11 protein-coding genes and 1 pseudogene are annotated in these 12304 nt (G+C 57.7%); 1 reads left to right on the plus strand and 11 read right to left on the minus strand.

Annotated elements, in window-relative coordinates; translation table 11 throughout:
• The first annotated feature begins 103 nt into the window (after positions 1–103).
• Complete coding sequence (locus BGIM_RS0129275) at positions 104–1078, plus strand: TIGR03067 domain-containing protein (RefSeq protein WP_020473246.1); 975 nt, start codon at positions 104–106, stop codon at positions 1076–1078.
• Positions 1079–1084: 6 nt separating this feature from the next.
• On the opposite strand, the gene BGIM_RS0129280 is transcribed toward BGIM_RS0129275, so the two are convergent.
• From BGIM_RS0129280 to BGIM_RS65025, 11 genes and pseudogenes are all read right to left on the minus strand, one after another.
• Positions 1085–2452 (minus strand): DUF1501 domain-containing protein, encoded by a 1368-nt coding sequence (locus tag BGIM_RS0129280; protein ID WP_020473247.1) that lies wholly within the window; start codon positions 2450–2452, stop codon positions 1085–1087.
• Between the two features lie 167 nt (positions 2453–2619).
• The gene (locus BGIM_RS0129285) at positions 2620–2799 is read right to left on the minus strand and encodes a DNA gyrase inhibitor YacG (RefSeq protein ID WP_020473248.1); all 180 of its coding nucleotides are present in this window, start codon (positions 2797–2799) and stop codon (positions 2620–2622) included.
• Positions 2800–2832: 33 nt separating this feature from the next.
• Positions 2833–3156 (minus strand): FmdB family zinc ribbon protein, encoded by a 324-nt coding sequence (locus tag BGIM_RS0129290; protein ID WP_020473249.1) that lies wholly within the window; start codon positions 3154–3156, stop codon positions 2833–2835.
• A gap of 22 nt (positions 3157–3178) precedes the next feature.
• The gene (locus BGIM_RS53020) at positions 3179–3733 is read right to left on the minus strand and encodes a nucleotide exchange factor GrpE (protein WP_020473250.1); all 555 of its coding nucleotides are present in this window, start codon (positions 3731–3733) and stop codon (positions 3179–3181) included.
• A 20-nt stretch (positions 3734–3753) separates the two neighbouring features.
• Complete coding sequence (dnaJ, locus tag BGIM_RS0129300; protein WP_029630795.1) at positions 3754–4929, minus strand: molecular chaperone DnaJ; 1176 nt, start codon at positions 4927–4929, stop codon at positions 3754–3756.
• Positions 4930–5169: 240 nt separating this feature from the next.
• Positions 5170–6798, minus strand: a complete 1629-nt coding sequence (gene groL, locus BGIM_RS0129305; protein WP_020473252.1) for a chaperonin GroEL — start codon at positions 6796–6798, stop codon at positions 5170–5172.
• A 48-nt stretch (positions 6799–6846) separates the two neighbouring features.
• Positions 6847–7137, minus strand: coding sequence for a co-chaperone GroES (locus BGIM_RS0129310; protein ID WP_020473253.1), 291 nt, complete (start codon positions 7135–7137; stop codon positions 6847–6849).
• An 81-nt stretch (positions 7138–7218) separates the two neighbouring features.
• Entirely contained in the window at positions 7219–8898 is a 1680-nt protein-coding gene (gene groL / locus BGIM_RS0129315; RefSeq protein ID WP_020473254.1) for a chaperonin GroEL, read from the minus strand.
• A 230-nt stretch (positions 8899–9128) separates the two neighbouring features.
• Positions 9129–10910 (minus strand): zinc ribbon domain-containing protein, encoded by a 1782-nt coding sequence (locus tag BGIM_RS0129320; protein ID WP_029630798.1) that lies wholly within the window; start codon positions 10908–10910, stop codon positions 9129–9131.
• Between the two features lie 111 nt (positions 10911–11021).
• Positions 11022–12029 (minus strand): hypothetical protein, encoded by a 1008-nt coding sequence (locus BGIM_RS0129325; protein ID WP_020473255.1) that lies wholly within the window; start codon positions 12027–12029, stop codon positions 11022–11024.
• 60 nt (positions 12030–12089) lie between these two features.
• Positions 12090–12304, minus strand: a pseudogene (locus BGIM_RS65025) (ISAs1 family transposase); the annotation flags it as partial.

The following is a 12304-nucleotide window of genomic DNA, read 5'->3' on the forward strand; positions in this document are numbered from 1 at the left end:
GAGATAGGGACTAAACGCGCCGAATAGTCCGACTTGCGAAAAAAAAACGTCCTGTTATGGTCGGAACTTCGAGAAAAAAATTCCTCACGCGGAGTTGGTGGCCATGCGCGGGCAATCCGTTTTCTTCGGCTGGGTGTTCCTGCTGTTCGGGCTGCCGACCGCATGCATGGCCCAAAGCGATCCGATCATTCGGCCCGTTCCCGCCACGGGAATCGGGACCGAAACATTGGGCCGATACCTTCGGGAATTGGATCATATCCCCAAGGCTCTTTCGCCGGATGTGTTTCAAATCACCATCGAACGCGATCATTGGCCGGTGCATGTAATGCTCTCCCTGAGCACGGACGGCCAGCGGATTTGGATGGAAAGCAAGTTCGCCCCCATCGAAGATCCGGACCAAGTCGCCGCCAATGCCTGGAGAAATCTTCTTCAGGCGAACGATAAAATCGGCCCCGCCCACTTTGCGTTTGATGCTACCGACCGACGGATTCACCTGTATAAATCCTTCGAGAATCGGGCGGTCACCATCGAAAAGCTAGGCAAAGAAGTCGAGCAATTTGACCGCACCGTCCGCAAGACTCAGGAACATTGGAAGGGTGAAAACTTCCGGCCAACCGGTCGGCTGGTGAAACTCCAGCAAGACGTTCCGATCATGACCGTGCCACCGCAGGTCCGGCCGGAAGCCAAGCCAGCCGCTCCAGATGAGGGGACCAAACTCATCGGCGAATGGCAAATCACCGGTATTGAGGTGAAGGGACGCAAGACCCCTGAAAAGATCATTTCCGAACGCAAGCCGACATTGGAAATCCAAGCCTTAAAGAATGGTCTTCAGGCGAAATTGAAAGCCGGCCTCGTTTCGGATCGCACCGTGATGGTGAAAGTGAATTCACTAACGCCCGGACATCACCACATTGATTTCATGGATGAACTTGATCGAATCGAAAAAGGCATTTATCTCATTGAAGGGGACACGCTCACGGTGTGTTTTGCCACCCCCGGCGATCCCCGGCCGACGGCTTTCAAGACAACTGAGGACAACCGGAACTGGTTGCTGACGTTGAAGCGGGCGAAACCTTAAAGTGGATCAGGCAAACAATTCATCAATCGGCTTGCCGCTTGGCAACACCCGGATCGGTCGGCCGTTGCTCATGTAATCCGCGTTCACATCGACGCCGAGATGCCGATAGACGGTCGCCAGCACGTCTTGCGGCGTCTTCGGGTTTGTCTTGGGGAAGGCCCCCTTCTCGTCGGAAGCCCCGACCACCGTTCCACCGCGAATGCCGCCGCCAGAGATGGCCGCGCTGAACACGCCAGGGTAATGGTCCCGCCCGGCATCGGTGTTCACCTTCGGCGTTCGGCCAAACTCGCCCCATGCCAGCACCATCGTGCTATCGGCCAAACCGCGAACTTCCAAGTCTTCGATCAAAGCGGTGTAAGCCCGATCCCAACGGGCGAGGAAGCCGTCTTTCAAGGATTCAAAGCCCTTCACATGGGTGTCCCACCAGCGCAGATCGACGGTGACCAACCGGACGCCCGCCTCCACCAATCGCCGGGCCAGCAAAATCCGCTGGCTCCAAGCCGGACATCCGCATCGGTTGGCCGCTTTTGGATCGAAGGCGGGCATGAATCCGTAGCGTTCCCGGACGGACATCGGTTCCCGGTCCATGTCGAATGCTTCGCGGGCCTTGGCCGAGGTCAGAATATCCCACGCTTTGCGCTGATGACCGTCCATCGCATCGAACTGGCCGGAGGCATCCACATCCCGCCGGAGGCCGTCAAAGCTTCTTAGCAACCCTTTGCGGTCGCCGACTTGGTTGAGCGTGATGCCCTCCGGCAGTTCAAAATTGGGAACCTTGAACGGACCCGGATTTGCCGGGTCGGCTTGAGTCTCAAAAGCCTTGTGGGCGACACCGAGATAGGCCGGGCCGGTTCCGGGGACATTTCGGGGAATCATCACATAGGCAGGCATGTCCGGAACGGTGTGGCCAAGTTGCTTGGACACAATCGACCCGCAACTCGGGTGGATGTTCTCATCCGGTCGGGGGCCGGAATCATAGCCGGTGAAGCAAATCTGATCCCCGGCCGAGTGACCAGCTTCATGATGAAACAGACTGCGAATGATGGCCCATTTGTCCATCGTTCGTGCGGACATCGGCAGCAGATCAGTCAGGCGCACCCCGCTGACGTTGGTGTTCATTGTGCCGAATTCGCCGCGATAATCGACCGGGGCATCCGGCTTCGGGTCCCACATGTCAATGTGGGACGGTCCGCCTCGCATCCACAAAATGATGACCGAGGTGGGTCGTTTTTGGCTTGGAAAAATCGACTCCGCACGGCACAAGTCTGCAAGGCTCAAGCCCATCGTGCCAAGAAGACCGGCGCGCACAAAACTGCGCCGGTCTGGCTGCCGCAATTGGTTCACGAAGTCGTTACAAGTCCGCAGACGGGGCATGTGGAGTCCCCAAATTAGGAGGGAGGCCGGGAGGCCAAGGTCGGTAGGTAATTTGAATGTAACATGATCTGTCATCAGAATCCAGCAGGATTCTTCCTGAGAAATCTGAAAGGGTATGATTTGAAAAAGCAGGTGAAAAATCGTCAGTACCACAACTTAAAAGACGCTCACTCTTCTTCGTCCGGGAAAGTAGAGGGTGTTTCTTGGGATGGAACCCGGTAGTTCTCCCCAAGCCAACGGCCAAGATCAATTGTTCGGCATTTCTTGGAGCAGAAGGGATACTCCGGCCATTCGTTCCACTGGCCGGGCATCGCCTTCTCGCAGATCGGGCAGATCGTTTTTTTCATCGTTCCTGTTGTCCAAATCCGTTGAAGATCAGACTACTTGCCACCCGAGTCGGACTTGCCACCGCCAGAGGAAGGAGGGGGACTTGATGCGGGCGCCGGAGTAGGAGTGGCTGTCGGGGTGGCGGCGGGTTTGCTTGAATCGGATTCCGTCTTTGCCGACTGTTTGTAGGAGTCGCTCCGGTAGTCCGTCTCGTAGAATCCCGAACCTTTGAACAAGATCGCGGCCCCCGTGCCGAAGAGGCGGCGAAGTTTTTCCTCGCCGCATTTTGGGCATTTGGTCAGGATGGCCGCCGAGAAGGATTGCATTTCCTCGAAGGCATGGCCGCAAGCGTCGCAGACATAGTCGTATGTTGGCATGATTTTTCTGGGGAAAGTAATTTCAACCGGATTGGGCAACCACGACCGCTGCGGGCCGCATCACCCGGTCATGAATCATGTAGCCTTGCTGGACCACGTTGGTCACCGTGTTTGGCTCGACACCGGGGCCGGCGGGCTGGCTTTGGATCGCTTGATGCAAGTTTGGATCGAATGGCTGATTCAGGGCGTTGATCGGCGTGATTCCGTGGCGTTTCAGCACTTCGCCGATTTGTGCTTGCGTGGCCATCACCCCGACTGTGAGCGGGCTTTTGTCCCCGGCTTTCTCGGCGGCATCCAAGGCGCGTTGCAAATTGTCGAGGACGGACAGCATGTCCATCGCGAATTTTTCATGGGCGAATTTTTGGCGGGCTTCCACTTCTTGGGAGTTCCGCTTTACGACCGCCTGCATCTCCTTGTGCCGGTTTTGGTAGTCGGCGAGGTGACGCAGAAGTTCGTCATTCTGCTTTTCCAAGTGGGCGATTTTCTCCCGCATCGTTTTCGTCTCTTCGGTTTCGGTCGGTTCCCCGGCGTTGACGGGCGGGAGGTCTTCGGTGGTTGGTTCGTTCGGCGTCATCATGATTAAATGTTATGAGAGGGTTAATGGGTTGGTTCTGTGTCGGCCGGAGCCGTGAACAGGTTCTTGATTTTGTCGAAGAACCCCCTTCGGGCCGGCGACACTTGCCGATGTTCAATCTCCGCCAGTTCGCGGAGCAATTCTTCCTGACGTTTTGTCAGGTGCGTGGGTGTTTCAACGTTCACAGTCACCCGCAAATCTCCTTTGCGGGAGTTTTCGATCGGCGTGCCCTGTCGGCTTACCCGCAGTTCGGGCATTCCCTCTCCGCGAATGCGGAATTCGGTCCCGGTCTGTGTTCCCGCCGGGACATTGAGGGTGGATTTGCCATTGAGTGTGGGGATGTCAACCGTTGCCCCGAGGGCCGCCTGGCTGAAGGTGATTGGCAAATCATCCACAAAGAGATCGACACCTTCTCGCTTGAACATCGAATGCTCGGCTACGCGGACCACGAGTTCTAAATCCCCTCGCGGAGCACCCGGATCACCAGCGTTTCCCTCGCCGCCAACGAACAACCGCAATCCAGTGTCGGAACCTGGCGGAACGCTGACACTGATTTCTTTTTCGACTTGGATTTTGCCCGCTCCGGAACACTTCACGCAAGGATCGGCGATCACCGAACCGGACCCGTTGCATTGCGGACAGGCCTGCCGGAGTTCAAAGAAGCCCTGTCGCTGGACAAATTCCCCTTTTCCCTTGCAACGGGGGCATGTTGTCTTTTTGTTGGATTTGCTTCCCGTACCGGTGCATTCGAGGCAGATTTCTTGACGACGCACTTTGAACGGCTTTTTGACACCCCGAGCCGCTTCAAGGAGATCGATGTCGAGGGGCATCCGCAGGTCGGAACCGCGTTGCGGTCCGCGTTGGCCCCCTCGGCGATTGCCCCCTTGGCCACCACCGCCCATGAACGCGCCGAAAAGGTCGTTGACAATATCAGAGAAGGAACCACTGGCGGGGCCGAAACCTTCGCCCCCCTCAAGACCCGCGTGTCCGTAACGATCATAACGCGCGCGTTTTTCGGGGTCGCCGAGGACTTCAAAAGCCTCGTTGATTTCCTTGAATTTCACCTCAGCCTCGGGATCACCGACATTGCGATCCGGGTGATATTGCCGAGCAAGTTTCCTGTAGGTCTTTTCGATGACCTCGATCTCGACTTCCTTGGAGACCGTGAGGACTTCGTAATAATCACGCTTCATCGCCATGGTTTTGCATCACCAATCAACAGGGCCAACGGAAATCTAAAGCCACGGAGAGAAGGTCATTCGATTGGGAGTCATTGCGCCGCAATGTCGGGCCACGCTTGTCGCCGTTTCCAATAGGACATTGTACAGGCGAAACTGGTCAGATCGACCATTCAATTTGTCCCGGCATTCTCAATATTCGCAACGATACCCCGGAACGGTGAGCCGGGCCGGGGTATCGTAAGGTCACTTCAACAATAATTAGGCAATGGCCCCGGAGACTTTGGACTTCTCATCGTCGTCGTCGATCTTGGTGATCATCACTTCCGTGGTGAGCATCAAACCGGCGATGCTGGCGGCGTTCTGGAGAGCTGACCGCGTGACCTTTGTGGGGTCAACGATGCCCGCCTCGAACATATCGACATAATCGCCACTGTTGGCGTTGTAGCCAATATTCTTGTTCTGTTCGCCACGAAGATCAACTTCGTCGGCCACCACGGCTCCGTCTTGGCCACCGTTTTCGGCGATGGTGCGGACCGGCTTCGTGAGGGCGCGGGCGACGATCTGGGCACCCAGTTGTTCGTCACCTTCGAGGCCCTTGGCCTTTTCTTGGACAACCTTGACGCAGCGGAGCAGGGCGGTTCCTCCGCCGGGGACGATCCCCTCGGCGACGGCCGCGCGGGTCGCGTGCAGGGCATCTTCGATGCGGGCTTTGGTCTGCTTCATTTCGGCTTCGGTCGCCGCGCCCACGCGGACGATGGCGACGCCGCCGGTCAGTTTGGCCAGCCGTTCGGAAAACTTTTCCTTGTCGTATTCCGAGGTCGTCTGGGCCATCTGGGTGCGGATCTGGTTGATCCGGTCCGTGATGTCCTTGGTCTTGCCGTTACCGTCGATGATCGTGGTGCTTTCCTTTTCCACGCTAATCCGCTTGGCCGAGCCGAGGTGCTGAAGGCCGACGTTTTCCAGCTTGACCCCGAGGTCTTCGCTGACGAACTGGCCGCCGGTCAGGGTGGCGATGTCGGCCAGCATGGCCTTGCGACGATCACCGAATCCGGGGGCCTTCACCGCACACACCGGCAGACCGGCTTGAATGCGATTCACCACCAACACGGCGAGGGCTTCGCTCTCGACGTCTTCGGCGATGATGAGTAGCGGCTTGCGGGTTTCGGCGACCTTCTGAAGGATCGGCAGGAGGTCGCGGACGCTCGAAATCTTCTTTTCGTAGATCAGGATGTAAGCATCGTCGAACTCGCACTTCAGATCAGGATTGTTGATCGCGAAGTACGGGGAGATGTAACCCTTGTCGAATTGCATCCCTTCGACGAATTCCAGCGTGGTCGCGGAGGTCTTGCCTTCTTCGACGGTGATCACGCCGTCCTTGCCGACCTTCTCGAACGCATCAGCCATTAGCTTGCCGATGGCCGGGTCGTTGTTGCCGGAGATGGACGCGACGTGTTCCATTTCCTGCTTGCTGGAAAGACGCTTCGTCAGGCCGCTGACGAGGAAATTCCCGGCGGCTTCAACGGCCTTGTCGATCCCGCGCTTCACGGCCATCGGGTTGGCCCCGGCGGTGATGATCCGCAGACCTTCCTGATAGATCGCAAGGGCCAGGATGGTGGCCGTCGTCGTGCCGTCGCCGGCCGAGTCGGAGGTCTTTTGGGCCACGGCGTTGACGAGCTTGGCCCCCATGTTTTCAAAGGGATCGCTGAGGTCGATTTCCTTGGAGACGGTCACGCCGTCCTTCGTGACGGTCGGGCCGCCGAAGGACTTGTCGATGATGACGTTCCGGCCGGTCGGCCCGAGGGTGACGCCCACCGCCTTGGACAGCTTTTCGGCGCCCGTCAGCAGTTTCTTGCGGGCGTCGTCGGTATACAGAAGTTGTTTTGCCATTTGCTTGATGCTCGGTGTTGGATGTTCGTGTGGTGGGGCTAGCGGTCGTTACTTGACGATCTTTGCCAGAATATCGCCTTCGCGCATCACTTTCAGTTCCTTGCCGCCTTCTTTGATGTCGCTCCCGGCATAGCGGCCGTAGAGGACCTCATCGCCCACCTTCACGCTTAGCGCGGTCCGTTCGCCGTTGTCGCGGAGCTTGCCGGGACCGGCGGCGAGAATCTTGCCACGCTGGGGCTTTTCCTTGGCGCTGTCCGGCAGAAGGATGCCACCGGCCGTCTTTTCTTCGGCTTCGAGGGGCTCGACCACAACACGGTCATCTAGGGGACGAATCGACATGGGATATCTCCGAAAAATCTTCAGTGGTGTTTGATTGTGGGAAGAAGACCCGCCCGGCATTCATCCGGGCGGGGAGGTTATTTACATCATGTCCATGCCGGGCATCCCGCCCATGCCACCCATGCCACCGCCGCCGTGATCGTGGTGATGGTCGTGGTCGTGATCTTTCTTCGGTTCGGGGATGTCGGCCACGATAGTTTCCGTCGTGAGCAACAGCATGGCAACGCTGGCCCCGTTTTGCAGGGCACTGCGAGTCACTTTCACAGGATCAATGATCCCGGCGGCCCGCATGTCTTCGTAACGGTCGGCGTCGGCGTTGTAACCCCAGTTTTCGTCGTTCTTCCGGCGAATGTGGGCCACGACCACCGTGCCGTCTTTGCCGGCGTTTTCGGCGATCATGCGGCACGGCATTTCCAAGGCCCGGTAAAGCACGCGGGCGCCGGCTTCTTCGTCGCCGGTGAGCTTGAGGCTTTCAATGGCCTTGCGAGAGTTCAGCAGGGCCACGCCGCCACCGACCACAGTCCCTTCGGCCAAGGCGGCCCGGGTCGCGTGGAGGGAGTCTTCGTAGAGAGCCTTGCGTTCCTTCATGGCCGTTTCGGTCGCCCCGCCAACCTTGAGTTGGGCGACGCCGCCGGCCAGTTTGGCCAGACGTTCTTGCAGCTTTTCGCGGTCGTATTCGCTGTCGGTTTTGCTGATTTCCTTGCGGATCGATTCGGCCCGGCCTTCGATGGCTTTCTTGTCCCCGGCCCCTTCGGTGATCGTCGTGTTTTCCGAGTCCAGCCGGACCTTCTTGCAGCGGCCCAAGTCTTCAAGTTGGATCTTGTCGAGTTGGAAGCCGAGGTCTTTGAAGATCGCCTTGCCGCCGGTGAGGACGGCGAGGTCTTCGAGCATGGCCTTGCGGCGGTCGCCATAGCCCGGAGCCTTCACGGCCGCGACTTTGAGGATGCCCTTGAGCTTGTTCAGCACCAGCGTGGCCAGAGCTTCGCCTTCAATGTCTTCGGCGATGATGAGCAGCGGTTCGTTCTTCTTGAAGAACGTCTCCAGCAACGGAACCAAGTCCTTCACGTTGGAAATTTTGTCTTCCAAGATCAGGATGTAAGGGTTCTCGAACTCGCAGGTCACGTCTTCTTGATTGGTGACGAAGTGCGGCGAGAGGTAGCCGCGATCGAACTGCATCCCTTGAACAACGTGAACTTCGGTGTCGGCCGTCTTGCCTTCTTCGATGGTGATGACGCCGTTGGTGGCGCCGACCTTCTTCATGGCTTCGGCGAGCTTGGACCCGATTTCCTTATCGTTGTTGGCGGCGATGGTCGCCACTTCCGTGATGGCCTTCTCGTCGTTCGGATCAATCTTCTTGGCGGCGGCCTTCAGATTTTCGACGATGGCGTCAACGCCCTTTTGAATCCCGCGGGTGATGGCCATCGGATCGCTGCCGGCGGCAACGGCCTTGAGACCTTCACGATAGATGAACTCGGCCAGCACGGTCGCGGTCGTCGTTCCGTCCCCGGCGACATCCGAGGTCTTGCTCGCGGCTTCCTTGACGAGCTGAGCCCCCATGTTTTCGTAGGGACACTTCAGGTCGATGTCTTCGGCGACACTCACACCGTCTTTGGTCACGGTCGGGGAACCCCATCCTTTGTCGAGGATGGCGTTGCGTCCGCGCGGCCCAAGCGTGCTTCGCACGGCCCGGGCGAGTTTGGACACGCCCGCCAGCAACTTTTGACGGGCTTCATCGGCGTAAGAAAGCTGTTTGGCACCCACTTAGCATTCTCCAGTTGGCAATAACGAGCAACCCGGCGATCCGGGCGGTGTTCACATCGATTCACCACCCGGTATGCAATCGTCATGCCGACTATTTGGAAATGCGCAAACATCTTTCATTTAAGGAGTTGAAGTAATTGATTTGCAGTGGAGTTGGGAAGAACTGCCAGTCTGGCAGGAGGGATTCGTGTCTCCCGCCCGCGTTTTGGCAGTCTTCCCTTGACCACGTGTCACGGCTGGCTGATTAAGTTCTGTCGAAGCGGCGGGTCGAACCGGGTTGGCATCCGCGAGACTCCTTCGGGTTCCATCCACAATCGACGCAAGAACCGGCCCTTGTTGTTGATAATGTCTTCGTAGGGATCTTGGTTGCCGTCTTTTTCCAATAAATCTTCCGGGGAATCGACCATCAGAATCTTGGCTGGGTCGCGGAGTTCCGGGCTGACGGCATACCATAGTCGGCCGTTTCGGCTAAAGCCAAACACTTTCTTGGCAGGGGACATCAACTGCCGCAACACTTTGCCGTTTTGTGTATCAATGATGACACCATCCACCCGCCCGCCGGTGGTGATGACGTATCGGTTGCCCCACCAGTTTAGGCCCTTGGATTGATCGAATTGATTGGCGTACATGTTGTGAACCGTCGGAACGGCAGGATTGCTTATGTCCCACAACACGAGAATCACCGACGGGTTGCCGAAGTTTCCGTGTTCAAAAATTGCCGCCAACACCTTGCCGTCCGGTCGCCAGGCCACGGGACCGGCTTTGATGTTCTGAAGATTCAAAGCGGTGGTGGAAAGTCTTGCGGCCTCAAGGCCGTCCTCGGTGTTGGCCACAACGTAGCCATCGCCAGCCCAGATCGCCACCTGTTTGCGATCAACGGAGAAAGCCACAAAGCGTTCGTATTTCAGGCTCGAAACATTGAAGTCATTCCAGCTAAGCAAGGGCTCTCCGACGGATCGATACTTCGCCCCGGAGACGACGGACTCAAAACTGGGAAGCGACCAGACATCCATCCCGCGCATGGTGTTGATCGTCACTAATTTGTTGTTGCCGATGAACTCGGCCTTGTACAACGTCGGGCTTTTGAAAATGTCTTTCCTGGGATACGGTACCCACTTTTTGGTGACTTCAACCTTGTCCGTGGTGGAATAAATGGTCAACGCCCGGTCGCTGTTGCCGAAGCGGTTATCCTGTTCAACCATGACGTATTTGCCATCCCCGGAAATGGCGACATATTGCGGTGTTTCAAGTTCCGGGATGCGAAATTTTCCGGCCGATTTGCCCGTGGCAATGTCCACCGGTTCAATCTCCCATGTGTTGCCGGATTGTTCTGGTTTGCGGAAGACCGCGAACTGATTGCCAGCATCGGTAACGATCAATTGGTTGATGTCCTTTTCCGGCCATTCGACAGAACAAGTGGCTTGCGGGGTTTTGACACCGCCGCTGTCGGCGATGTCCTTGTCTTTTGCTTTTCCCCCACGCAAAACCAAGACGGCGACTACCGCCCCGATCAACACAAAACCCAGAATCGGGGCGACGATTAGCAGCGGATGAATGCCACGTTTTTTTTTGGTTGAGGAAAGATCATCGTCTTCCTCGTCCCATTTTTTGCGGCGATTCTTCGGATCGTCGTCATCTTCCTCATTCCGTCGTGAACGCTTCGGACGCTCATCTTCTTCGTCATCGTCGTCCCGTCGACGAGATCGGGCAGGGCGATCATCTTCCTCGTCTTCGTCCCGCCGCCGGGATCGTGACGGACGGTCATCTTCCTCGTCGTCATCGATCACCGGTTTCGACTTTGCGGATGTCGTCGTCTTCGCCGGAGTCGGTTTGGGAACTGGAGCTGGTTTGGGTGGCGATGATGGCTTGACGGCCGCCGGTTTAGGGGTGGCGGGCGGCGGTTCAATCTTGAAGATCTCGCCGCAACTCTTGCATTTGATTCGTTTTCCGCGGAGGTTGTCCGCAAAATCAAATGAGGTCGCGCACCCCGGACATTTCATGTTGATGGACATGGAGAGACCCGAGTCAGGAAACAAGGAAAATTATGAGAAACGGAATTTCCCCATCCTACTCGAAGAGGCATTCTTTTGTCAGCACGGTTGTCGCAAAAAATCCGCAGGATCTTAATCCTTGGCGGGCAACGATTTGTTGAACACAGCCGGGTCAAACGGGTCGGTCGGCGCGGCGGGTTTGTTCTCGCTGGTGCGATCGGTCCTCACCGAGCCAAACGAGTCCGGTTTGGTTGAAATGGTCACGGGTGGCGGGCTTTTTTCCACCAATTCGGGCAACCGTTTGGGTTCCGGCGTTTCAACACGAGGTCCTGGTTCGAGCGTTCCCTCGGGAGCGCGGGCGATCATCACCCATGCCTCCAGAGCCAAGTAGGCGGGGTGGTTTCGAGTCCGCAACGGGGCCACGGTGGCCGTTCCGTGCGGCGTGACGGCCTTGATGAGCAGCGCACTTTTGGCCGGGTCGTTGGGATTGATTTGAGCCAGTGTGCTCATCAGATTTCGGCTAATGGCTGTCCGGCCTGTTTGCCGCACCAGATGAAACGTTTTCGAGTCGTCCCGCGAATGACAGTTCGCACAAGTGTTCAGCAAAATGGCATGTACTTGAGTGGAAAAGAAGGGAAACGAGGCGCTGTTGTAATCCACATCGGGAATTTCCTTCGCGACTGCCACGGGAGCAGATGATTCCGCTTTCGCCGGGACGATGGGCGAGGGGACGGGCGGTTTCGCCACTTGAAGCGTTGCCAAAAACTGCTCGGCGGCCGTAAAACCGGGACGCATCGTCACGGCCGTTTTGGCTTGGTGCAATGCTTCCTCGGGCAGTCCTTGGAGGAAACACCATTTGGCGAGCCGAAGGCGTTCATCCGCATCCCGCAGGTTGGCCCGTTTGGCGATCACCTGAAAGGCCGCCGGGCGGTCGGCGACAATCGCCAATATTCTTTTCGGCGGCAGGACCACTTCCCCGCCGACGGGTTGCCGGATTTGCCAGCCTTCCTCTACCCGCGACACCTCGCCGGTCAGCAGGTTTTCGTTGTCCAGCACGACAATCTTCATCGGCGGTTCTTCCCGCGCGGCCAGCGGGGCGACGAGGGACAACAACACCCATGTGTGGAAGATGGCTTTCATGACGTTGTCGCATAACACGGTGGAAAATCCCGTCAAGGCGAACCCGTGTCAGCGGCAGGGCTACTCAGAGGTTGATCTTGGGTCAGTGAGGAAGTCCAGTGCACGTCTCGGGTCGGCGGCGAACTCGCGGGTGGCGGCGGCCATGCTCGGCGTGTCCATCCCGCGCAGCACATGAACGGCCACGTTTCGCAGCGAGGCCAGCACCCGCGGGGCAGCTCCGCGCCGCACGCGACACCGGTCCTCCCCCAAGGTTTCGTCCCGCGTATAGTGCAAAC

This window comes from Zavarzinella formosa DSM 19928 (assembly GCF_000255705.1).
GTDB classification, from domain to species: domain Bacteria; phylum Planctomycetota; class Planctomycetia; order Gemmatales; family Gemmataceae; genus Zavarzinella; species Zavarzinella formosa.